Raw genomic sequence first — 20,271 nt, forward strand, 5'->3', positions numbered from 1 at the left:
CTCATGCCGGAGCCGTCAGGCTATAGCCGCAGCCCGCCACCGACCTGGATGGTCTCGCCGGTGATCCAGCCGCCATCGTCGGAGACCGCGAAGGCGACCGTGGCGGCGATGTCTGCGGGCTGACCGATGCGGCCGAGCGGCGTACGGGCGACGAACGGGGCCGCGCCCTCCTCGCCCATCCCGCTGGTGCCTTCCGTCGCGACGAGGCCGGGCGCGACGCCGACCACGCGGATCTCGCGCGCCCCGAGTTCGAGCGCGAGCGAGCGGGTCAGGCTGTCGACCGCGCCCTTCGTGGCGCTGTAGACCTGCGCCTGGGCGATGGGGGTGACGCCGGCGCCGGACGAGATGTTGACCACCACGCCGCCCGTGGGGGGGAACACCCTCGCCGCCGCCTGCGTCGCGAGGATCAGCCCCTTCACGTTGAGGCCGAACTGCCGGTCTATCGATTCCGGCGTGATGCCGGCGAGGTCGCCGAACTCGTAGATGCCGGCATTGTTAACCAGGATGTCGACTTGTCCGAACGCCGAGACGGCCTCGTCGAACAGCTTGGTGATCTCTCTGGGGCTGGAAACGTCCGCCTGGATCGCCTTTGCCTTCCCGCCGGCGTCCCTGATCGTCATGACGAGCCTTTCCGCCGCCTCGACGCTCCGGGCGTAGTTGACGACGACGCTCGCCCCTTCCGCCGCCAGGCGCAGCGCGATCCCCGCCCCGATGCCTTTCGATGCCCCTGTGACGATGGCCACCCGTCCTTCTAACTTACGCATGTCGATCTCCATGTCGGTTGATCGTGGGCCCCCGGATCACGGGGAACGCGAGATTTTTGGTCAAGCAGGTCGCTTCCCGTGCACGTTCATCCGTGGGACGGGACAGCCCAGGGCGCGACCTCGACGTTCAGCATCCCGGACCGAACGGTCGGATTGTCCGCCCCGAGCCTCATCGCCTCCTCAAGGTCTGTGGCCCTGAAGATCGTCACGTTTCCGAATACGAAGATCCTCGAAACATCGTCGGATGCCTCCCGGAAAGGATTGTCGGGGACGATCCAGCCCTTGCTCCGACAATCAGCGATATATGCGACGTGATCTTCGAAGCCGGGCTGCCGGTCGTACGGCGTACCGTCAACCCATTCCGGACCAGGACTGTGATAAGCCGCGAAATAATGAGGCCAGTTCTCATCGATCATCGCTGGCTATCCTGGTTGACCCTGGCGTTGCCGATTGAAATCGATGATCCTTCTGGAGTGGGAAGTACAGTCGTCGAGGTCCGCTTTTATGCCTAGCGGATCTCCGTAAATCGTTCGGTCGCCCGTCCCGAACCCTGCTAGCCTACTTATCCTGGCGATCTATCCGTCGTTAGGCCGATGCGCGGGCCAACGCGCCCCCGCCTCACTCCCGCGCATCGGGCTTTTCCCGGATCGCGCTTGGGAGTCGCCAAGCGCGACTTCCTCGACCTTGTATTTATATTAGAGCACGCCGATGCCTCTCCATGCCTGCATCGACCCGCATGACCAGTACGCCCAGGCGGAGGCCATGGTGGAGTTCGAGACAAGGGGGGGCGTGGTCAGGTTGCTGTCGGTACGCGACGCATGGGGCGAGGATATCCTCGCCGACCTTGAGGACGTTCAGCGTCAGGCGCTCGAAAGGGAGATCCTCGATGACTACCAGCAGCACCTGCCGGTGTTCGAGGGGCGGCTCCGCCCGGGTCCGATCACAGATCGACAGATGGTAGGATGAGCATGGGCAGCCAGGACAATGGTTCGCAGGCCCTCTGCCACGGTCAAGCGGAAGGCATGTCGGATGCGGTAAGGACCGGCTCGGCCGGGATGCATGACAAGCGCATCTGGCCGATGCCTAACGAAAGGGACGGGGAAGCACGTCAGGCGAGGAAGGCCATGGACCGGTTCGGCCGCACCCTCGGGTTCTCAACCCTGATCCTGGTCGCTTGTTGGGATGGGGCGAAATCCCAGATCCTGGGATAAGCGCGTCCCGACGCCCGTGACGGGTGCTTCGCATCCCGCAGTTATCCCGCCCCAGAATCGAAATGCCGACGTATTCGGCCCGTCCGGCTGGACTTGCCCTCGGCGGCATGCCCTCGTCCCGCCTGCTCGCCGCGGGTTCACGCCTCATCCCCGATCTGCAATCCGACCGTCGAGCCTTCGGAGACTGCCATGCACGGCGCTCCACACCCCGTCCTCGCCGCCGCGAGCCCGGACATCGATGCGGCCTTCCTTAGGGCCGCCGTCGAGGCTACCGGCGAGGCGATCCTCGTCACATCGGTCGACCTCGCCGAGCCCGGGCCGATCATCGAGTATGCCAACCCCGCCTTCGCACGCATGACCGGTTATGCCGTGAACGAGGTGATCGGTCGTTCGCCGCGTTTCCTGCAGGGGCCGCTGACCGACCGGCGCGTGTTGGACGCTATGCGGACGGCGCTCCGGGCCGGAGAGCGTTTCCAGGGGGAGGCCCTGAATTATCGCAAGGACGGGACGACCTATGCCGTCGAATGGCTGATCACGCCCGTCGTCGATGACGGGGGCAGGATCCTCCATTGGGTTTCCGCCCAGCGCGAGGTGACCGAGCGCAAGGCCGCGCTCGAACATCAGCAGTTCCTGGTGCGCGAGCTTCACCACCGGGTGAAGAACACGCTGGCCACCGTCCAGGCCATCATGAGCTCGACCGCTCGCAGCAGCGTTACCATGCCGGAATTCCAGCACGCGTTCGGCGGGAGGATCGCGTCCCTAGCAAAGACGCACGCCCTTCTCACCGAGGACCGGTTCCAGTCCGTGCCGTTCCAGGATCTCCTTCGAGCCGAACTGGCGCCCTACGAGGATGGTGGCGAGACCCGCATCCGCCTGCAGGGACCGGATGTGGTCCTTCCGTCGTGGCTCGCGGTGCCGGTTGGCATGGCGGTACACGAACTCACCACCAACGCCGCCAAGCACGGCGCCCTCGCCGAGTTCGGCGGGCGGATCGAGGTGACGTGGACCCTGGAAGAGACGAAGTCCGGGCCCCGGCTGACCTGGGTCTGGAAAGAGCACGACGGGCCGCCGGTCGCGCTGCCGACCCGGGAAGGCTTCGGATCGCGGTTGCTCAAGCGCGTCCTCGCTACCCAGGTCCATGCCGAGGTGGCCATCGACTACGATCCGGACGGCCTTCGGGTCACCGTGGGGATGCCGCTCGACTCACCCGACCATGGGTGACTCTCGAACGGCATCGCAGGCGAACGGCACGGCATCCCTCTGATGTGATGGCGGATACAAGGAACGCGGACCTGCCCCGCGTTTCATGTTGCGACGCAGCAAAACGAGAGGCGTACCTTTGAGAAGGCGCTACCCTCGCATCGACGGGTGAGGGACGGCATCGGGTCAAACGCTCGACGGGCGGAACCGCGATGCTGCCGTTAAGCCGAAGGCTACCCCGATGCGCGTTATCCCCACCCTCGCGGCCCTCACCCTCGCCATCGCCCCGCTTCCCGCGATGGCATCCTCCTGCGCCGAGCAGATCGGCACCATCGAGCGTCGCCTCGACAGCGCCGGGGCCGTGCAAGTCGCCGGCCTCCAAGCCGGGCATACACTCCGGACCGGTTCGACCCATGGCGTCACCACGGCTCGCCTCGACGCCCCAAGCGATCCCGACATGATCTCGACCGCCGACCACGTCGCTGTTGCCAGGACCCTCATCATCCGGGCTGGCGCCGAAGACCAGCGGGGGGAAAAGCGCGCCTGCGAAAACACGATGACCCAGGCTAAGGGGATGATCGGCGCTCTGCCGTAGGCTTACGCATCGGTGTTCGGTCGCACGGGGAGTGGAAGATTCGTCGACCGAACGTTCCTGCTACATCAAAAGACCATCGGACCTGCTGACCCGGGACCTCATCGTTGATGTCGTCTCGGTACCGACCAGGTTCGGCCCACACGTCGCGGGGACATGACTTTTGGGACGAAGCCCGCTGGCAGCCCCTATGGACGAGCTCCAGACCTTGATGATCCATGTCGAACACGTTGGCGGCGTAATAGTGAGGGTTATAGTGGAGGTGGTCGGCCGGCTCGCCTTTCTCGGCCACCCCGTCACTCTGGCTGACGCATGAGCGCCGTCGAACTCCGTGCGTGACCTAGCGACAGAGCCGACATGTGCGCCTCGTCTTTCCACAATCCGGGGCGCAGCTAGAGCCTGCAGGGAAGCAGCCGGCTAAACTCAAGTTTCTGCCAAATATACTGACTCGGCCAGCGGACCTTTTCAGAAAAATCATTAAGGTGTTGGGCGAACTTATTTCCGATTAGCTCATACAATTTTCTCGCTCATCAAGGATCCCGTCTCGTCGAAAATCCCTTCCCAGGTCGAGGTGGCGACACTTATCGTCACGCGCGACCTACCGACATCCGCATCGACGCCCTTTTCGATCCGGCTGGTGACAAGGCCGAGCCTCATCTTCTGCCGCATGAGGCCTGGATTGATCATGAGTCGGGAGTGGAGCTGCTCGGGATCGAGCATCCAGTCGCCGCGCTCGTTGCGCTCTAATCGCATGAGGTAGCCCTGATCAGCTTGGCGGCAGATGCGGAGCTGAGAGCAACGTTAGCATACTGGGGTGCTGCCTGCGGCGATGAGGGCGCAAACCAGCGGGAAGCGGCCAGAAAGGGTCCGAAACGGCCGATCCTGGCGACCGGAGCAAACGTCCGCTTGTTCTAGTGTGCTATCGAAAACCGGACAGTCGGGAAACCACCCATCACGGACTTTCGGGATGGGCGTAGACGTCAGATCCGAGCCACACGGAGATCAACCCGGGCCCGTTCAATTCCGATCACCGCACCTGTCGATGGCGAACGTACCGGTGGTCGAACAGCATCGAGGTCGCCCATAGCGCGAGGCCACCCAGCGCAAGGGCCACGCCGACCCACCCCGTGGCGGGGAGGCCGAACCCTGCAGCGAGGGCGAGGCCGGCAAGCCAGGGCCCGAGCGCGTTGGCAAGGTTGAATGCTGAGTGGTTGAGGGCGGCGGCCAGCGTCTGCGCATCCTCCGCCACGTCCATGAGGCGGGTTTGCAGGATGGTGGCGAGGCCACCGCCGCAACCGATAAGGAACACAACGGGACCTAACGTCCACAAACTGCCGGTGGCGAACGGATACAGTGCGAGGGCGACGGCACTCCAGACCAGGGTCGCCCCGGCCGCGGGCATCAGCGCTCGGTCGGCCGCCCAGGCGCAGGCAAGATTGCCGAATGTCAGGCCGAGACCGAACAAGGCCAGGATCGCCGGGATTGCGGCGGGGGAGGCGTGGGTGACCTCCAGCATCGTCGAGGCGAGGTAGGTGTAGACCGAGAACAGGCCGCCGAACCCAATGGCGCCGGTGGCGAGCGTCAGCCAGACCTGTCCGCTCCGCAGCGCGCCGAGTTCCCGCAGCGCGCTCGCCCCAGGTGCCGGCCCCCCCAGCGGCGCATGGAGGCGGACCAGGGCGATGGTGGCGATGGCCAGGGTGGCCACAAGGCCGAAGCTCCAACGCCAGCCGACGAGTTGCCCGATCCCGTTGGCCAGCGGTACGCCGACAACGGTCGCGATCGTAAGCCCGGCGATCACGCGCGAGACCGCCTGGGAACGCTTGGCGCGCGGCACCAAAGACGCGGCGACCAGGGCCGCCACCCCGAAATAGGCGCCATGCGGCAGGCCGGCGATGAATCGGAATGCCAGCATCCAGTGATAGCTCGGCGCCAGGGCGGAGAGGACGTTGCCCAATGCAAACAGCGTCATCAGGCCGATGAGCAGCGTGCGCCGCGCGATCCGGGCGGCCAGGACCGCGATGACGGGGGCACCGACGACGACACCGAGCGCGTAGGCGCTGATCACGTGACCGGCCGTCGGCGCGTCGATGCCCAGATCGGGCGCGAAGGCCGGCAACAGGCTCATCGCCGCGAACTCGGTCGTGCCGATGGCGAAGCCACCCATCGCCAACGCCACGAGGACGAGGGTCGGATGTACGGCGGGGACAGGTGTCGCCGGAGCAATCGCCTCGTCGAGGTCCTGGCGAGCGCTTTCGGGCAGGTCGACGAGGGTCATGTGCCGGAGCCGCCCAGGCATGCACGGTCGTCATCGGGTGTCGCGGCGGGACGGATCGAGGCCCCGTCGGTCACCATAGCTGTACGTTTCCCGCTCATTCCCGTCCGCCTACCCGTTCCGACAACATCCATTCCGCGTCCGACTTCGGAGTGCGTCAGTTCACGGGGACCTTGTCCTTGCCCTTGCCGGGATTCGAGGTGTTGACGAGGTCCGGCGACTTGCGGGCCTTCAGTGTTTCTCGCTGGGCCGACGTGTCGATTCGCTTCGTGCGCTCGAACGGCTCCAGCTTGACCGACCCGTTGTTCCTGAGCGCCTGGACGATGCCTTCAAGCACGCGCACGTCGGCATAGCCTTCCTCCCCATCGGGCTCTGGGTCCTTATCGTTGAGGATGCAGTCGGAGAAGTAATGGAGCTCACCACCGAAATGGTCGGTGTTCTTGAAACTCTCGTGGCTCTTGGTCTCGCCGAGCGTGACGGTGTGCTCCAGGGGCTTGCCGTACATGAAGCCCGGGTTGACCTCGACACTGCCCTTCGTGCCCACCACCGCGTAGGTGTCGAGGGTGTTGCCGTAGTAGGACAGCACGAACTGGGCGAGGCGATTGCCGGGGAAACGCAACGTCACCGCGACGGTGTCGTCGAATTCCCCCAGGCCCGCCTCGGGGTGGCGCACGCCGATGGCGGAGACCACCTCGGTCGGCTCGTCGCCGAAGACGTAACGGGCCGCGTTGACCGGATAGGGCCCCATGTCGAAGACTGGCCCGGCCTCCACGCCGCTCGTCGCCCGGTGGTTTTCGGGCGAAACCATCTGGGTGAAGGTCGCCGAGAACGTCAGGAGTTCGCCGAGCTTTCCGGCGCGGATCAGGTCGATGGTCGCGAGCGTCGCCGGCTCGAAGTGAAGCCGGTAGGCCACCATCAGCTTGGCGGAGGAGGATTTCGCGACATCCAGGATCTCGCGGCACTTGGCGGTGGAGATCTCCAGCGGCTTCTCGACCAGCACGTGGATGCCGGCCCTCAGGGCGGGGATCGCGAACTCGGCATGGCGCCAGTTCGGGGTCGCGAGGTAGATCGCGTCGATCTTGCCCGAGGCGAGGAGCTCGCCGAACTGCTCGTAGGTGTAGGTGTCGGTGACGCCGTACTGCTTGCCGACGCCACGTGCCTTCTCGGGGTCGCTGGTAACGAAGGCCACGACCTCGGAGTTTCCGGTGTGCTCGACGCCGGGCAACATGGCTTCCTGAGTGATGTCACCGAGGGCAACGAAGGCATAGCGGACCTTCTTGCCCGACGTCAGACCGAGGGCGGAGGCGATGCTCATGGGATCTCTTGTGAATATCTGGGTTGGTCCACGCCGAAGGTCGGGCTGTCGAACGACCGGTGGCAAGACGGATCGGAACGTCCGGCCCTGACGATATGCGGCTGGCGCATGGGGTCTGGGCATCAACTGTGCGGTGCAGCAATCGTTGCAAAACCATGCAGCGGACCGCCTATGCGTGTCCTGCGCCTGGGGCGACCGCCCCGCGAGAGGCGGTTGCGGGTGAGCATGCCGTGTCGGGAGATGGTTTTGGAACGGCGTCGCACCCTGCGTCTCAAGACCTGGCGGCAAGCTCACCAGCCTGGAGGTGATGCCTGACGCGGCAGCGACGGGCGCGTTCCCCGGCACCTCTCGTCGAGAACGCTGGGACGGCGCTTCCTCCGAATATCTCGATGCTAAACCCGCCCCTTCGCGTGCGTTTGGCGGTGTACATGAAGCGGTCGGCTTCGCGGATCCCCGTCGCCCGATCCAGGGTGGTCCCGGGCCGTGCGTCGACGGCTCCCATGGTGATGCCGACAGGATGGCCCGACCCTCGGAGGCCGTCACTGAGGCGCCGGTGTATCGTCTCCAACCGGAATATGGCCGCCGCGACCGTGCTGGCCTGCCGCAAGAGGCCGAACTCGTCGCCCCCAAGCCGCTCAAACCAATTGCCTCGACCAATTGCTGCCGTCCCGGCAGAGGCGACCCAGCAGAGAACCTCGTCGCCTTCCGCATGAGCCCCCAACCTCCGCATCGGATGCTCCGCGATGAGAACCAGACAGTGGGACGTCCGCTTGGCATGACCGGCATCCTCGACGTGGCGGCCGATTGGGGACGCTGTGTCCCTACAGATCGGAACCGAGGTGCCTTCCGGGAGCGTTCCGCGCCCATATCTCAGGATGAGGTGCCCGGCGGAGGAATGGACCGGTCGCCCTGTTCGGAAGGAATTTCGTGTCGCCCCTGTTCTCCCCGTTTTCCCTGGCCGGTTTGGAACTGCCCAATCGGATCGTGATGGCGCCGCTGACACGGTCCAGGGCCTCAAACGATGAGGCGGACGCAATGACCGCGCTTTACTACACGCAGCGGGCGACGGCCGGACTGATCGTCTCTGAGGGTACGACCATCACTGCGGAAGGGCGGGGCTACCTGTTCAACCCCGGCATCTTCTCGCCCGAGCAAATCGCGGGCTGGAGAATCGTCACGGCTTCGGTGCGCGGCGCCGGCGGCCGCATGTTCGCGCAGCTTTGGCACGTGGGACGCGTGTCTCACACATCCCTCCAAAAGGACCATGGCCTCCCGGTCAGCGCGTCGGCCAAACCGGCGGCGGGCGCCAAAGCGTATGCCTACGACGAGGCCGGCAAGCCGACTTTTGTCGAGACCTCCCGTCCCCGCGTCCTGTCGACGGACGAGGTCCGCCGCGTGGTGGACGATTTCGCGACCGCGGCATCGAATGCCATCGAGGCCGGGTTCAACGGCGTCGAGATCCACGGTGCCAACGGTTACCTGCACGAGCAGTTTCTCAACCCACACGTGAACGACCGTACCGACCGCTATTCGGGATCGACGGTCACCGGCCGCATAGCCTTCACCTTGGAGGTTGTCGACGCCATCGCGGCTCGGATCGGCTCAGCCAAAATCGGCCTCAGGATTTCGCCCTACGGCCGGCTGTTCGACATGCCCGCCTACGATGGGACGGAGGAGACCTACCTCGCGCTGGCGTCTGAGCTTGCCGGGCGCGGCATCGCCTACATCCACGTCATGGACCAATCGAGCTTTGATACCGGCGAGATGTCGGTCGATGCCATCCCGGCCCAGCCCCCTTTCTGGGAAAAGCTGCGCGCTGCCTTCCCAACCGGCGCGATCATCCTCGCTGGCGGGATGACGTTGGAACGCGCGAATGCGCTGATCGCCGAGGGGACCATCGACCTCGCCGCATTCGGGCAAGCGTTCATCGCCAATCCGGACCTTGTCGCCCGGCTGCGGGAAGGCTTCCCCCTGGCGGTCCCGGACAAGGCGACCTTCTACGGTGGTGGCGCCGCCGGGTACGTCGACTACCCGATTTACACCGCCGCCTGACCCACTCGCTTCCCCACTTCGCCCGAAGGATATGACCTTGCCAAAGCTCACGACATCCGTCGATTACGCCAACCGCGATAAAGGCATCGCGATCAACTCATACACTACGGTGCTGCGCCATCCGGTGGTGCCGCATGAGCTGTTCGCCACCTACTGGCGGGACGTGCACGGCCCCCTTTGCTCACGCATTCCGGGCCTCGGCTGGTACGTGCAGACCCATCTCGCCCGCGAGCAGGACGCCCGCCTCTGGCCCGCCATGGAGGGCATCCGCCCGTTCCCGGATTACGACCTCGACGGTGGCGTCGAGATCGGCTTCCATTCCGCGGAGGACCAGGCCGCCTTCAACGAGGCTTGCCCGATCCTGTTCGCCGACGAGCAGAACATGTTCGCGGCCACCGTCGCCTACGCGCTACCGAAAGGTTCGACCACGCTGGTCGACCGGATCGCCGAACCTTCCCCGAACGCCGACGACGGGCTCGACCGCATCCACCTCCACCTTGGTGCCGCCCACGACGATGCGGCGGCATTCGGCGAACGCGTCGGCCGTCTCGCCCGGGCGCTCGCCGCCGAGGAGGCGGTGCTGCGGGTCCGCCTCCACCTGCCGGACCCCTACGACAACGCCAAGCCGGCTCCCCCGGCGCCCAACGTCGGCCACGAGGTCCCGGCCGAACGTCGCCTGATCGCGATCCTCGACCTCGCATTCGCGTCGCCGCTGGAGCGGAGCACGTTCTACGCGTCCGACGCCTTTGTCCGGGCCTGCGAAGGCTTGGGTCGGGACGTGGCGTATGCCACGCCGTTTGCGGTCAGCGGCGTCTACACCTATGTCCGAGACAAGCAACTGACGCTCGCAGGATTGCGGGGCAGCCGTCCGGCCCAGCTGATCGAGAGGCTCGGCGCCCGCAACCAGGTCGCCGCCGATGTCCGTCACCTGCTGCACACCGGTACGCTCCAGGATCGCTGATCGTCCGAACCGGGGCGCCCTTGCGGCGTCCTGGCAGGATACCGGGGACGGGCGGGCCCCACGCACCCATGCGGAACGCGCGGGACGGGGCGCCCGTCATGTCTCCTGAACGGATCGAGGACATCGTCGCGTTCGTGCATGCGGCGGACGCCCGGAGCTTCACGGTAGCCGCCGAGCGGCTGGGCCTGTCGCGCTCGACAATCGGCAAGCGGATCACGCGTCTGGAGGCCCGCCTCGGCGTACGCCTGCTGCATCGGACGACGCGCAGCGTGACGCTCACCGACGAGGGCGCGACGTTCCACGCGGGGTGTGCGGAAATCCTGGTGTCCCTGGAAGCCGCGGAAGCGGTCGTATCGGCGCGGGGCGTGTCACCGACCGGCCGCCTGAGGATCGACGTCCCGGTGTCGCTCGGACGCCTGCAGGTTCTCCCCATCCTTCAGCGCTACATGCGGCTTTGGCCTGCGGTAAGCGTGAACGTCAGCTTCAACGACCGCTACGTCGACCTCGTCGGCGAGGGAATCGACGTTGCGGTCCGGGTGGGCGGCATGGTCGACAGCAATCTGGTCAGCCGGAAGGTCGCGCCCCACGCACTCGTGACCTGTGCCGCACCGGACTACCTGGCGCAGCGTGGGACGCCCGCGACGGTGGGCGACCTGGCGGACCACGATTGCCTGACGTTCTGCCACGGCGGCCGCCCTGTCGAATGGCGGTTTCGCGAGAATGGGAAACAACGGATGGTCGCCGCCGGGGGCTCGCTGACGTCAAACAACGCCGAAGGGCTACGCGATACGGTCGTCGCAGGCTTCGGTATCGGCCAGTTGGCCACCTTCCTCATCTCGGACGAACTCCGCGACGGCAGATTGGTGCCGATCCTCGCGGGTCAGGCTTCGGAAGGCGAAGCCCTGGCGGTCGTCTACCCAGCCCGTCGACTGCTGCCGCCGAAGGTAACCGCGTTCGTCGAACTCCTAACCGCATCCTGGCAGCCGCGTCCGCCCTGGGACCTGTAACGGAGACGAGGATCGAGACTGCGGTTCGCGGAGGTTGAACGCCGAGCGGCGCGTATCCTGGCGAAAGGAATTTACTGGCCTCCGACGTTCAGATGACCGCGATAATCGGACTTTCGCTACCAGACTACTCTCCAGAATCCTGCCGAGGAAGCACCCGCAGTGCTGCCTGAACGTGGTCACGACCCCTCATGGGCCAGGGGTTTCCACACGCGTCCGGGGCGGGGTCATATCGGGGTCATATGCATTTTTGACAAAGAAAAAGCCGCTTGTTTGCCAATGGTGACCTGACCGGTATTTTGGACCGGGCCAGTTGCGAGGCTACTGCATGGTCACGCCCATGGGTAGCTGGAAGGCCAGATCCGGGAAGCTGAGGGGCGCGGGCGGCCGATAGCCTAGCGACGAATGGGGCCGGACGCGGTTGTAGGTGTTCTGCCAGAGGCCGATTACGATCTGTGCCTCCTTCAGCGAGTAGAATATCTCCTGGCGCAGGCACTCGTCGTGCAGATTGCCATTAAAGCTCTCACAATACCCGTTCTCCCACGGTGATCCTGGCGCGATGTACTGGATCTGTGGATCAGTTTTGGCAACCCATTTGCGCAACGCCTTCGCGATCATCTCGGGACCATTGTCGCAGCGGATGTTCTCCGGGATGCCGTGGAGGCACATCGCCTCTGCCAGGGCCTCGATTACGCCGAGGCTGTTGATGCGCCGCGCCACCCTCAAGGCGAGGCACGCCCGGCTGTGCTCATCGATCAGCGTCAGGATGCGCAGGCTCCGGCGGTCGTGGGTCTGAGCCTGCACGAAGTCTAAGCTCCAGACGTGGTTGCGGTGGAGTGGCCGCAGACGCACGCACGAGCCGTCGTTCAGCCAGAGGCGGCTGCGGGGTTTATGTCGGCTGGGGACCTTGAGCCCCTCGCGACGCCAGATGCGCTGAACCCGGTCCTTGCCCACCTGCCAGCCGCCTGCCTGCAGCAGCGCGGTGACACGACGGTAGCCATAGCGCCCGTACTCGGACGCCAGGGCAACGATGGCTCGGGTCAGCGCATCCTCGTCGGCCGGCACGGTGGGCACGTAGCGCTGCGTGCCCCGGTGCTGGCCGACGATCCCGCAGGCGTGACGTTCCGAGAGACCATACTCCTCCCGAATGACGTCGACCGTCTGCCTGCGTCGCTCGGGGGCTACAAGTTTCCCGAGGCGACGTCCGCCAGAACCTGCTTCTCTAAAGATAGATTCGCCACAAGCCGATGAAGCCGAGCGTTTTCGCGCTCCAGATCTTTCATCTTCCTGGCCTGATCAATTTTCAGACCGCCGTATTCCTTACGCCAGCGGTAGTAGCTCTGCTCGGAGACATCCGCTTCCTTACAGGCAACGGCGATGCTTTTCCCTTGTGCCGTCTGCACCTCGATCTGGCGCAGCATCAGCACGACCTGTTCCGCGCTCGGCCTCTGTCCTCGCTTCATCCCCAACTCCTCTGCACCAGGCTGATCCTCTCAATCAGCCCGGTCCAAAGCCGGCCGGTCAGGTCATCTCTTCACGAGCTGCCCCGTCGTGGCGAGCGTGCCCCTAACGCTTCTTGCCCAACTCGGCGGCGATGTCCTTGGTCATTCGACCGACCTTCCGATGCGCTGCCGTAAGTTGGTCCTGCGTGACGCCCCAGCGCTTCATCCAGAACTCGACAGCCTTGCGTTCCGACAGATCGAGTCGGTCCTTATCGATGAAGCCACGCTTGTCCTTAAGGCCGGCCATGAGTGATCCTGTTGGGATGATGATTGCGGTCTAGGGAGAACCTCGCGACGACCTTGATGGGGGACGAGCGCGAAGGAATGCGGGGAAGCGCGACCACGCAGTCTGCAACGAAGCTCGTCCTCCCCTATCAAGGTTTGGTGTCGGCCCTCGCGCGCGTGAGGCCGCATCGTCCGGCTGCGTCCGATACGAGCCGGTACAAGCCGTTTCAAAATGTGGGTCAAAAGGTGGGGCGGCAGTTGCCGCTGGGTCTGTTTTCTAGATTAAAACAGCAACTTAAGCCACGTAAGTGGCGGAGACGGAGGGATTCGAACCCTCGATACCCATTTCTGGGTATGCTCATTTAGCAAACGAGTGCCTTCAGCCGCTCGGCCACGTCTCCGGCGCCTTGGCTCTAGAAGGTCGGGCCGGGCGGGTCAACCCGATCCCGGCGGACCGTGGCCAGGCGGCGGCGCTCGTAGTGCTTGGCGATGCGCAGGTGCCGCGCGATCGCGTAGTTCATCGCCGTCAGGAAGCCGTAGGTGCCGCGCACCACGTGGCGCCGGCCCAGATAGGCCTTCAGGAAATTGCCCGGCAGTTCGACGAAGACGCGCCAGCTCGGGATCACCACCCCCCGGGCCTCCAGGTCGTCCGCCTGCTGGTCCGAGTAGCGGTTGAGCTTGTCGAGCTGGTCGCCGAGCGAGCGCACCGAGAAATGGTGGATCACACCCCGGAGCCGTCCCGCCGCCACCCCCGGCTCCAGCGCCACCCGGTCGTGGACCGGGGAGGCGGCGTAGCGGCCCCGATCCTTCCGGTAGAGCCGCACCGGGGTCAGCGTGTAGGCCAGCGGGTGCGGGCGCGCCTCGCCGGGGAAGATCTCGGCGATGCCGATCCGCCACGCAGCCCGGCGCGGCTCGCCCGCCGCGAACAGGCCGCGGATCTCCCGGGCGAGGGGCTCCGGCACCACCTCGTCGGCGTCGAGGTTCAGCAGCCAGACGTGCCGGCACTGCTCCTCGGCGAAGCGCTTCTGCGGCCCGTAGCCCGGCCAGGGATTGTGGATCACCCGCGCGCCGAGCGAGGCGGCCAAAGCCTGCGTGCCGTCGGTGGAACCCGAATCGACCACCACGAGGTCGTCGGTCAGGGCGCGCACCGCCCGGAGCGTCGCGCCGATCCGGTCCGCCTCGTTGTGGGCGATGACGAAGATCGACAGGGGCAGGGGGCCGGCGGCGGCGGCCGCCGACGCCGACGCGGATGCGCCGCTCACGCCAGCCAGTCCGGCACCCGATCGAGGGCGATCAGCGCCTCGACCTCGACGCGCGGGCGCACGACGGCGGCGCGGTCCCCCCGCACCAGCACCTCCGGCACCAGCGCCCGGGTGTTGTAGGTGCAGGACTGGACCGCCCCGTAGGCGCCCGCGCTCATCACCGCGATCAGATCGCCCGCCCGCACCGCCGGCATCTCCCGCTGGAGCGCGAGGTAGTCGCCGCTCTCGCAGACCGGGCCGACCACGTCGGCGACCATGCGCGGCGCCTCCGGGTCCGGCTCGGCCACGGGCCGCAGGCCGTGATGGGCCTCGTACAGGGTCGGGCGGATCAGGTCGTTCATCGCCGCATCGACGATCACGAAGGTGCGCCCCTCCGTCCGCTTCACGTACAGCACCCGGGTCACCAGGATCCCGGCATTGCCGGCGATCATCCGGCCGATCTCGAAGACCGGGCGCAGGCCGAGCGGCGCGAAATGCGGCCGCAGGGTCGCCGCCAGGGCGGCCGGGTCCGGGGGCGGGGCGTTGTCGTCGTGGTAGGGAATCCCGAGGCCGCCGCCGAAATCGATGTGGCGCAGGGGATGGCCCGCCGCCAGGAGCTGCCGGGCGAGGTCGGCGAGCAGGCGCGCCGCACCGGCGAAGGGCGCCAGGTCGGTGATCTGGCTGCCGATATGCATGTCGACCCCGTGGACCGCGAGGCCCGGCAGGGATGCGGCCGCCGCGTAGACCGCAGGCGCCCGGGTGATCGGGATGCCGAACTTGTTCTCGGACTTGCCGGTGGAGATCTTGGCGTGGGTGCCGGCATCCACGTCCGGGTTCACGCGGATCGAGACCGGCGCCGTGAGGCCGAGTTCCGTGGCGGTCTCCGACAGGGCCGCGAGTTCCGGCTCGCTCTCGACGTTGAAGCAGAAGATGCCGGCCGTCAGCGCCGCCGCCATCTCGGCGCGGGTCTTGCCCACGCCCGAGAAGACGATCTTGCCGGGATCGACCCCCGCCGCCAGCGCCCGGTGCAGCTCGCCCCCCGAGACGATGTCCATCCCGGCGCCCCGGGCCGCGAGGGTGCGCAGCACGGCCTGGTTGGAATTCGCCTTCATGGCGAAGCAGACCAGCGCGTCGTCGCCCGCGAAGGCCTCGGCGAACACGCGGTAATGCCGCTCCAGGGTGGCGGTGCTGTAGCAGTAGAACGGCGTGCCGACCCCTGCGGCGAGGCCCGTCAGGTCGACGTCCTCGGCCTGCAGGCGGCCGTCGCGATAGTGGAAATGGTGCATCTCGGCCGTGTCTCGTCTGCGCGCGGAGAAGCGGGCTGTTTCCCGTGAAACATCCGGCCGCGGAGCGCTCCGGCGACCGGATCGCCAAGAGAGCGCCGCGACGGCGCGGCCCTCCGGCCCCCGCCCTCTACAGCAGCGGATCCAGAATGAAAGGTTCCTTCGGGATGCGATAGCCGCGCCGGGCGCCGCGGCTGGTCTGCACCGGCGCGTCGGTGCCCCCCGGCGGCACCGCCGCCCCGGACAGTTCGTCGCCGGCACGCACCGAGGCCGCATCCGGCTCCGGCGCGCCGCCGCCGAGGCCCACGGAGACCGGCAGGGTCCGGCGGCCGTTCACCGCATCCGAAGCCGCCGGCGCGGCGGCGGCGGCGGGGGCGGCGGTCTGGGGCGGTTCGAGGGCGCCCCGCCGCCCGCAGGCGGAGACCGCCAGGGCGACGAGGCCGGCCGCGGCGAGGAGCTTGAGGGCGGGGTTCGACAACATCGCGCGAGGGTCCGGCGGGCTCGGCACCGGCACGCGGAGGGGCCGGCGGAAGCGCGACCTTAGCGGTTGCCGCGCGCCGGCGCGAGCGCAGGCCCGCAACAGGCGGGCCCGCATCAGGGCCGGGCCGGAACCGCGTTGGCCCTTCGGCCTCAGCCGCGGCGTTCCTTCCCGCCCTGCGCGCCCTGCCGGCCCTTGGCGGGCGCGTCCTGACCCTGCTCGGCCTCGTAGGCGTCGATCGCACGGCGGCAGTTCTCGCTGAGCTTCTTCCAGTTCTTCTGGAAGCAGGCATCGGTGGCCGGATCGTCGGGGGCCAGGTTGCCGCAATAGGTCAGGTAGTCACCGGTGCAGTACTTCTTCAGGGTCTCGTTGCCGCGCTTCGATTGCTGCGCCGCTGCCGGCAGTGCCAGGGCAGCGGTCGCCACGACGGCGAGGACGATGGGCTTCAGGCGCATGGGTATCCGTACCATCTTTCGGACAGGGACGATGTTGAGTGAGTCCGCGCTGCGATGGGGCCTCCGCGTGGTCGAAACAAGGCGAGGGTCCCAGGTTTTCGCGTCCGACGCGCCCGGCAGGGCCGTCCGGCGGGCCCGAATCCGGGTCAGACGCGTTCGGCCTGCGCGACCGGGTAGGCGGCCCGGGGCATCCGGCCCGGATTCGTCAGGGCGTCGGCCACATCCGCGATTCGCCGGCGCAGATCGGCGTTCTCCCGCTCGATGCCGGCTTGGCGGTCCGATTGGCGGTCCGATTGGCGGTCCGATTGGCGGTCCGCGTGTCGATCCCCTTGCCGATCCGCCACCGTCAGGGCCAGCGCCTCCTCGGCCGCCCGGAGGCTCGCGCGCAGATCGTCGCGCTCCGCCGCCACGGCCGCAGCATCCGGGCCGGCCGCCGTGGTCTCACCCCGGCGCAGCCCCAGGAGACTGTCGAGCAGGTCGGCATGGGCCTCTTCGAGGGCCTGGAGCGTGGCGAGGCTCGCCGTACCGTCCTCGCGGGCCAGCGCGAGTTCGGTCTCGAGCTCCCGGGTCTTGGACTGGGCCTGGGCGATGTCGGCGTCCCGCGCCGCGACGTCGCGGGCGAGGGCGGCGACCCGCATGGTCCTCGCCCCGAGCGCCGCCATCTCGGCCTGGCGCTTGGCCTCCGCGGTCTCGGCCCGGCGCTCCAGGCGGCGCTGCTGCACGGCGAATTGCGCGCGCAGGAAGTCGCGCTCGGCGGCGATCTCGGCCGGCGAAAGGGGCAGGCGCGCCTCGGCCCGCCGCCGGGCCAGCCGGGCGGCGCGGGCGTTGAGGGCCGGCAGCAGCAGGAGGCCGCACAGGCTCGCCGCCAGGAAGCCCAGCGCGAAGATCATCGCCGTTTCGATCACGAGGGAACAGCCCGCGTATCCGGCCGGACGACCCGACCCGTCTCCACTCTAGCCCAGGTTGATCGGAAGGGTGAAATCCGATTCCGCCGATCCATCAGAACGGGTTCCAGGTCGGCTCCCGGGTGAATTTCAGATAGCCGACATTGATGCCGAGCCGGGCGCCGACGCCGCTGCGGATCGGCACCACGATGATCCGGTCGTTGACCACCGCGGTCATGCCGAAGCCGCCGACAAGGTAGGCCGAGCCGTCGACGCCGGCGAAGCGCCGGTACAGGTCGCGCACGTTCGGCAGGTTGTAGACGAGCATCATGGTGCGCGCCCCGTCGCCGCCGACGTCGAAGCCCACCGACGGCCCCTGCCAGTAGATGCGCCGCTGGCCGGCATTGCGGGTGAAGAGGGTGCCCTCGCCGTAGCGGAGGCCGGCCACCACCGCGGCGCCGCCCTCCTGGCCGAGGATGTAGCCGTTCGGCTCGCCCCAGCGCCGGCCCGCCTCCTCGACGGTCAGGGCGAGGCCGCGGGAGACCGAGCCGAAGAACCGGTGGCCCGATTCCACGATCTCGCCGGGGCGGAAGGTCTCGGGGGTGTCCGGGTCCGCCCCGCGCGCCAGGGCGGCGCCCGCGCCGCCGAGGCCGGCCAGGGAAGCGCCCAGCGGGGTGCCGAGCGCCAGGGCGAGGCCCGCGCGCAGCAGGCGGCGGCGGTCGGTTCCGCGATCGTCTCGTGCCGTCATCGTTGTCTCCTCGCCCGGTTCGATTAACGGTTCGTGCGATGGATCTGTCCGTTCCCGTCCGCCGCGCCGGCATCGGCCGCGGCCCGGGAGCCCTGCTCCGTCCGGGCCCGCGTCCCGCGGGCGCCCGAGTCGGACCAGCTTCCGAGGGAATCCGCAAGATGTGGTTAACGCGTCCCGATCCCGCACCCCGCGCGCTCGTCCTCTGCGCGGCCCTGACCCTGGCCATGGCGCCGCCGGCGCGGGCCGAGCCGGCGGGGGCCGGGTTCGCCCTGCTGACGCTCAACGGCTTCGATCCGGTCAGCTACTTCCTGGAGGCCGGACCAACCGCCGGCACGGGCCGGTTCGAAGTGTCCTGGGGCGGGCGGGTCTGGCGTTTCGCCAACGGGGCCAACCGCGCGGCCTTCCGGGACGATCCGGCCGCCTACGCCCCGCGGCTCGGGGGCTACGATGCCGCCGGGATCCTGGAGGGCCGGCTGGTGGATGCCGACCCGCTGATCTTCGCGGTGATCGGCGGCCGGCTCTACCTGTTCCGGGATGCCGTGCGCCGCGCCCGGTTCCTGGCCGATCCCGGCCTTGCCGGGCAGGCGGAGGCGGCGTGGCCGGGCCTGCAGGGCCTGCTGGACGTGCCGCCTACGACGCCGCCGCGGTGACCGGCGGCCGGTCCGGTCCGCGGGTCCCGCAGGACGCCGGCAGGGCGAGGCGCCGGGCCAGGGACGGATCACCCATCGCCGCGAAGGGCCCGTTGCGGTAATCCGATCCGTGCCGCCCGTAGCGGATCGGGCCGCCCCCCGGCACCACCACGCACCCCCCGGCGGCCGCCACGATATGGTCGCCGGCCGCCGTGTCCCATTCCATGGTCGGGCCGCAGCGCACGTAGATGTCCGCCTCGCCGGCGGCGATCAGGCCGAACTTGACGGCGGAACCGACCTGGCGCGTCTCCAGCACCGGCAGGGCGGCGAGGCAGGTGGCGGTGGCGGCGTCGCCGTGCCGACGGCTGCCGAGGGCCAGCAGGCCGGCCTCGGGCACCGGCCGCGTCCGCACCGGCCGCCCGGCGCCCGGCCGTCCCGCGATCACCGGGGCCTCGACGGTCGCCGGACCCGCCCACCAGACCCGGCCGAGCCCCGGCGCCGCCAGGGCCGCCGCCACCGGGCGCTCGCCCGCCACCAGGGCGATGTTGACCGAGTAGTCCGGCGTCCCGGCCAGGAAGTCGCGGGTGCCGTCCAGGGGATCGACGAGGAAGAAGATCTCGCCCGGCCGCGCCGCGCCGTCCCGGTGGCGCTCCTCGGCGATCACCGCGATCCCGGGGAACCGTCCGGCCAGGGCGGCGACGATCAGATCCTCGGCCTCGATGTCGGCGGCGCTCGACGGCGATCCGTCGGGCTTCAGGGCGTGGGGGCAGGGGGCCCGGTGATAGCCGCGCAGGATCTCGCCGGCCGCACAGGCGATCTCGGCGAGCGCCGCGGCGATCCGCTCGCGCTCCGGTCCCGGGATCGTCGCTGCGCCGGTCATGGTTCCTCCCAAGACCACTCTGAATGCCCGAGGGGCGGCGCGATGTCGACCGTTTCCGGGGCGAGGTCGTGTCGCGGTTTCACTTGGGCGCGCGGGCCGCGTCCTCCGGAGCGGCGACAGCGCGTGGCCTGCCGCCCTGCGGGGGGCAGGTTCGACGTCGGTGCATCCCGCGTGCAGGCATTCGAGCGGTTCCGACTCGCGCGACCTGAGCCGGCGCAGACCGGTTTCGGCGCGCTGAAGGAGGCCGAGACCCTCCGCAGGCGGGTGCTGGGGGCGGAGGCGCTCAGGATCCTGGCCGACGATGAGACCGGCCGGCCGGACGGCGTGACGATCCTCGGGCCGTCGGGCGATGTGCCGGAGGATCTCGCCGAGCGCCCGCAGGGCGGGCGATCCGCGTGAAGGATGTGTGGATCGGCTGCCGAAAGCCATGTAACAGGCCGCTGCGCGGCGGATGTGCTTCTTGATCGAGCCCGTGGCACGCGGGCGCCGACGCAACTCCACGCCACCGGCAACCGTACGTTCGTGATGGGTCCGTCTAGAGCGTGCCGCGGTGGGTCCCGATCTCCGTCGGTGCG

Annotated in this window: 24 protein-coding genes and 1 tRNA gene; 9 read left to right on the forward strand and 16 right to left on the reverse strand. The window is 68.1% G+C overall.

From position 1 onward, the window contains the following. Positions 1-20: 20 nt before the first annotated feature. Both AC3IF3_RS13225 and AC3IF3_RS13230 read right to left on the reverse strand, forming a co-directional pair. Entirely contained in the window at positions 21-776 is a 756-nt protein-coding gene (locus AC3IF3_RS13225; RefSeq protein ID WP_489229132.1) for an SDR family NAD(P)-dependent oxidoreductase, read from the reverse strand. A gap of 74 nt (positions 777-850) precedes the next feature. Further along, entirely contained in the window at positions 851-1,180 is a 330-nt protein-coding gene (locus AC3IF3_RS13230; protein ID WP_489229133.1) for a YciI family protein, read from the reverse strand. A gap of 292 nt (positions 1,181-1,472) precedes the next feature. Here AC3IF3_RS13230 and AC3IF3_RS13235 point away from each other — a divergent pair, with 292 nt between their 5' ends. The 4 genes from AC3IF3_RS13235 (at position 1,473) to AC3IF3_RS13250 (ending at position 3,770) form a co-directional block, all read left to right on the forward strand. Next, a complete protein-coding gene (locus tag AC3IF3_RS13235; protein WP_489229134.1) occupies positions 1,473-1,730 on the forward strand; it encodes a hypothetical protein in 258 nt (85 codons plus the stop codon). Then, positions 1,727-1,975: a hypothetical protein gene (locus AC3IF3_RS13240; protein WP_489229135.1), complete on the forward strand. Its 249-nt coding sequence runs from the start codon at positions 1,727-1,729 to the stop codon at positions 1,973-1,975. Before AC3IF3_RS13235 ends, AC3IF3_RS13240 begins: the two co-directional genes overlap by 4 nt. 189 nt (positions 1,976-2,164) lie before the next feature. Continuing rightward, positions 2,165-3,196, forward strand: coding sequence for an HWE histidine kinase domain-containing protein (locus AC3IF3_RS13245; protein ID WP_489229136.1), 1,032 nt, complete (start codon positions 2,165-2,167; stop codon positions 3,194-3,196). 220 nt (positions 3,197-3,416) lie between these two features. Continuing rightward, complete coding sequence (locus tag AC3IF3_RS13250; RefSeq protein ID WP_489229137.1) at positions 3,417-3,770, forward strand: hypothetical protein; 354 nt, start codon at positions 3,417-3,419, stop codon at positions 3,768-3,770. A 507-nt stretch (positions 3,771-4,277) separates the two neighbouring features. Here the strand turns inward: AC3IF3_RS13250 and AC3IF3_RS13255 are convergent. The 4 genes from AC3IF3_RS13255 to AC3IF3_RS13270 form a co-directional block, all read right to left on the reverse strand. Continuing rightward, positions 4,278-4,520, reverse strand: coding sequence for a DUF6522 family protein (locus AC3IF3_RS13255; RefSeq protein WP_489229138.1), 243 nt, complete (start codon positions 4,518-4,520; stop codon positions 4,278-4,280). Between the two features lie 274 nt (positions 4,521-4,794). Further along, positions 4,795-6,042, reverse strand: a complete 1,248-nt coding sequence (locus AC3IF3_RS13260; RefSeq protein WP_489229139.1) for an MFS transporter — start codon at positions 6,040-6,042, stop codon at positions 4,795-4,797. Positions 6,043-6,196: 154 nt separating this feature from the next. Continuing rightward, on the reverse strand, positions 6,197-7,354 hold the full coding sequence (locus AC3IF3_RS13265) for a Gfo/Idh/MocA family protein (protein ID WP_489229140.1): 1,158 nt from the start codon (positions 7,352-7,354) through the stop codon (positions 6,197-6,199). 271 nt (positions 7,355-7,625) lie between these two features. Beyond that, a complete protein-coding gene (locus tag AC3IF3_RS13270; RefSeq protein ID WP_489229141.1) occupies positions 7,626-8,084 on the reverse strand; it encodes a diguanylate cyclase domain-containing protein in 459 nt (152 codons plus the stop codon). Positions 8,085-8,281: 197 nt separating this feature from the next. Here AC3IF3_RS13270 and AC3IF3_RS13275 point away from each other — a divergent pair, with 197 nt between their 5' ends. From AC3IF3_RS13275 to AC3IF3_RS13285, 3 genes are all read left to right on the forward strand, one after another. Then, positions 8,282-9,406 carry an alkene reductase gene (locus AC3IF3_RS13275; RefSeq protein WP_489229142.1) on the forward strand — a complete coding sequence of 375 codons (1,125 nt, stop codon included), beginning with the start codon at positions 8,282-8,284 and terminating at the stop codon, positions 9,404-9,406. Between the two features lie 31 nt (positions 9,407-9,437). After that, positions 9,438-10,367: an EthD domain-containing protein gene (locus AC3IF3_RS13280; protein ID WP_489229143.1), complete on the forward strand. Its 930-nt coding sequence runs from the start codon at positions 9,438-9,440 to the stop codon at positions 10,365-10,367. A gap of 98 nt (positions 10,368-10,465) precedes the next feature. Further along, on the forward strand, positions 10,466-11,374 hold the full coding sequence (locus AC3IF3_RS13285; RefSeq protein WP_489229144.1) for a LysR family transcriptional regulator: 909 nt from the start codon (positions 10,466-10,468) through the stop codon (positions 11,372-11,374). 318 nt (positions 11,375-11,692) lie between these two features. Here the strand turns inward: AC3IF3_RS13285 and AC3IF3_RS13290 are convergent. The 9 genes from AC3IF3_RS13290 to AC3IF3_RS13330 all read right to left on the reverse strand — a co-directional run bounded on the left by AC3IF3_RS13290 (position 11,693) and on the right by AC3IF3_RS13330 (position 18,187). Next, positions 11,693-12,834, reverse strand: a protein-coding gene (locus tag AC3IF3_RS13290) for an IS3 family transposase (RefSeq protein WP_489229145.1) whose coding sequence is annotated in 2 segments (ribosomal slippage) — positions 11,693-12,567 and positions 12,567-12,834 — 1,143 coding nt in all. Because the reading frame shifts where the segments join, the coding sequence is not laid out codon by codon here. 103 nt (positions 12,835-12,937) lie between these two features. Then, positions 12,938-13,120: a DUF3606 domain-containing protein gene (locus AC3IF3_RS13295; RefSeq protein ID WP_003600567.1), complete on the reverse strand. Its 183-nt coding sequence runs from the start codon at positions 13,118-13,120 to the stop codon at positions 12,938-12,940. A 287-nt stretch (positions 13,121-13,407) separates the two neighbouring features. Then, positions 13,408-13,499: transfer RNA gene (locus AC3IF3_RS13300), tRNA-Ser, on the reverse strand. A gap of 12 nt (positions 13,500-13,511) precedes the next feature. Continuing rightward, positions 13,512-14,360 (reverse strand): glycosyltransferase family 2 protein, encoded by an 849-nt coding sequence (locus tag AC3IF3_RS13305; protein ID WP_489229146.1) that lies wholly within the window; start codon positions 14,358-14,360, stop codon positions 13,512-13,514. After that, entirely contained in the window at positions 14,357-15,625 is a 1,269-nt protein-coding gene (gene lysA / locus AC3IF3_RS13310; RefSeq protein ID WP_489229147.1) for a diaminopimelate decarboxylase, read from the reverse strand. Before lysA ends, AC3IF3_RS13305 begins: the two co-directional genes overlap by 4 nt. 127 nt (positions 15,626-15,752) lie before the next feature. Beyond that, a complete protein-coding gene (lptM, locus tag AC3IF3_RS13315; RefSeq protein WP_489229148.1) occupies positions 15,753-16,103 on the reverse strand; it encodes an LPS translocon maturation chaperone LptM in 351 nt (116 codons plus the stop codon). Between the two features lie 149 nt (positions 16,104-16,252). After that, positions 16,253-16,555: a 3',5'-cyclic-nucleotide phosphodiesterase gene (locus AC3IF3_RS13320; protein ID WP_243967454.1), complete on the reverse strand. Its 303-nt coding sequence runs from the start codon at positions 16,553-16,555 to the stop codon at positions 16,253-16,255. Between the two features lie 146 nt (positions 16,556-16,701). Next, the gene (locus tag AC3IF3_RS13325) at positions 16,702-17,445 is read right to left on the reverse strand and encodes a hypothetical protein (RefSeq protein WP_489229149.1); all 744 of its coding nucleotides are present in this window, start codon (positions 17,443-17,445) and stop codon (positions 16,702-16,704) included. 109 nt (positions 17,446-17,554) lie between these two features. Next, a complete protein-coding gene (locus AC3IF3_RS13330) occupies positions 17,555-18,187 on the reverse strand; it encodes a DUF1134 domain-containing protein (RefSeq protein WP_243967452.1) in 633 nt (210 codons plus the stop codon). 158 nt (positions 18,188-18,345) lie between these two features. Here AC3IF3_RS13330 and AC3IF3_RS13335 point away from each other — a divergent pair, with 158 nt between their 5' ends. Then, the gene (locus tag AC3IF3_RS13335; RefSeq protein ID WP_489229150.1) at positions 18,346-18,837 is read left to right on the forward strand and encodes a YHS domain-containing (seleno)protein; all 492 of its coding nucleotides are present in this window, start codon (positions 18,346-18,348) and stop codon (positions 18,835-18,837) included. Here the strand turns inward: AC3IF3_RS13335 and AC3IF3_RS13340 are convergent. After that, positions 18,818-19,696 carry a 3'(2'),5'-bisphosphate nucleotidase CysQ family protein gene (locus AC3IF3_RS13340; RefSeq protein ID WP_489229151.1) on the reverse strand — a complete coding sequence of 293 codons (879 nt, stop codon included), beginning with the start codon at positions 19,694-19,696 and terminating at the stop codon, positions 18,818-18,820. The genes AC3IF3_RS13335 and AC3IF3_RS13340 overlap by 20 nt on opposite strands. A 171-nt stretch (positions 19,697-19,867) precedes the next feature. On the opposite strand from AC3IF3_RS13340, the gene AC3IF3_RS13345 reads away from it, so the two are divergent. After that, on the forward strand, positions 19,868-20,095 hold the full coding sequence (locus AC3IF3_RS13345; RefSeq protein ID WP_489229152.1) for a hypothetical protein: 228 nt from the start codon (positions 19,868-19,870) through the stop codon (positions 20,093-20,095). The last annotated feature ends 176 nt before the right edge of the window (positions 20,096-20,271 follow it).

The sequence above is a fragment of the Methylobacterium sp. J-118 genome (assembly GCF_057836565.1).

What these genes read in the sequence shown, in the direction of transcription:
- AC3IF3_RS13225 (WP_489229132.1), bottom strand. Translation starts at nt 776, where the DNA reads ATGGAGATCGACATGCGTAAGTTAGAAGGACGGGTGGCCATCGTCACA.
- AC3IF3_RS13270 (WP_489229141.1), bottom strand. Translation starts at nt 8,084, where the DNA reads ATGCGGAGGTTGGGGGCTCATGCGGAAGGCGACGAGGTTCTCTGCTGG.
- AC3IF3_RS13335 (WP_489229150.1), top strand. Translation starts at nt 18,346, where the DNA reads ATGTGGTTAACGCGTCCCGATCCCGCACCCCGCGCGCTCGTCCTCTGC.
- AC3IF3_RS13235 (WP_489229134.1), top strand. Translation starts at nt 1,473, where the DNA reads ATGCCTCTCCATGCCTGCATCGACCCGCATGACCAGTACGCCCAGGCG.
- AC3IF3_RS13230 (WP_489229133.1), bottom strand. Translation starts at nt 1,180, where the DNA reads ATGATCGATGAGAACTGGCCTCATTATTTCGCGGCTTATCACAGTCCT.
- AC3IF3_RS13280 (WP_489229143.1), top strand. Translation starts at nt 9,438, where the DNA reads ATGACCTTGCCAAAGCTCACGACATCCGTCGATTACGCCAACCGCGAT.
- AC3IF3_RS13265 (WP_489229140.1), bottom strand. Translation starts at nt 7,354, where the DNA reads ATGAGCATCGCCTCCGCCCTCGGTCTGACGTCGGGCAAGAAGGTCCGC.
- AC3IF3_RS13340 (WP_489229151.1), bottom strand. Translation starts at nt 19,696, where the DNA reads ATGACCGGCGCAGCGACGATCCCGGGACCGGAGCGCGAGCGGATCGCC.
- lptM (WP_489229148.1), bottom strand. Translation starts at nt 16,103, where the DNA reads ATGTTGTCGAACCCCGCCCTCAAGCTCCTCGCCGCGGCCGGCCTCGTC.
- AC3IF3_RS13255 (WP_489229138.1), bottom strand. Translation starts at nt 4,520, where the DNA reads ATGCGATTAGAGCGCAACGAGCGCGGCGACTGGATGCTCGATCCCGAG.
- lysA (WP_489229147.1), bottom strand. Translation starts at nt 15,625, where the DNA reads ATGCACCATTTCCACTATCGCGACGGCCGCCTGCAGGCCGAGGACGTC.
- AC3IF3_RS13260 (WP_489229139.1), bottom strand. Translation starts at nt 6,042, where the DNA reads ATGACCCTCGTCGACCTGCCCGAAAGCGCTCGCCAGGACCTCGACGAG.
- AC3IF3_RS13325 (WP_489229149.1), bottom strand. Translation starts at nt 17,445, where the DNA reads ATGATCTTCGCGCTGGGCTTCCTGGCGGCGAGCCTGTGCGGCCTCCTG.
- AC3IF3_RS13240 (WP_489229135.1), top strand. Translation starts at nt 1,727, where the DNA reads ATGAGCATGGGCAGCCAGGACAATGGTTCGCAGGCCCTCTGCCACGGT.
- AC3IF3_RS13320 (WP_243967454.1), bottom strand. Translation starts at nt 16,555, where the DNA reads ATGCGCCTGAAGCCCATCGTCCTCGCCGTCGTGGCGACCGCTGCCCTG.
- AC3IF3_RS13295 (WP_003600567.1), bottom strand. Translation starts at nt 13,120, where the DNA reads ATGGCCGGCCTTAAGGACAAGCGTGGCTTCATCGATAAGGACCGACTC.
- AC3IF3_RS13250 (WP_489229137.1), top strand. Translation starts at nt 3,417, where the DNA reads ATGCGCGTTATCCCCACCCTCGCGGCCCTCACCCTCGCCATCGCCCCG.
- AC3IF3_RS13245 (WP_489229136.1), top strand. Translation starts at nt 2,165, where the DNA reads ATGCACGGCGCTCCACACCCCGTCCTCGCCGCCGCGAGCCCGGACATC.
- AC3IF3_RS13285 (WP_489229144.1), top strand. Translation starts at nt 10,466, where the DNA reads ATGTCTCCTGAACGGATCGAGGACATCGTCGCGTTCGTGCATGCGGCG.
- AC3IF3_RS13330 (WP_243967452.1), bottom strand. Translation starts at nt 18,187, where the DNA reads ATGACGGCACGAGACGATCGCGGAACCGACCGCCGCCGCCTGCTGCGC.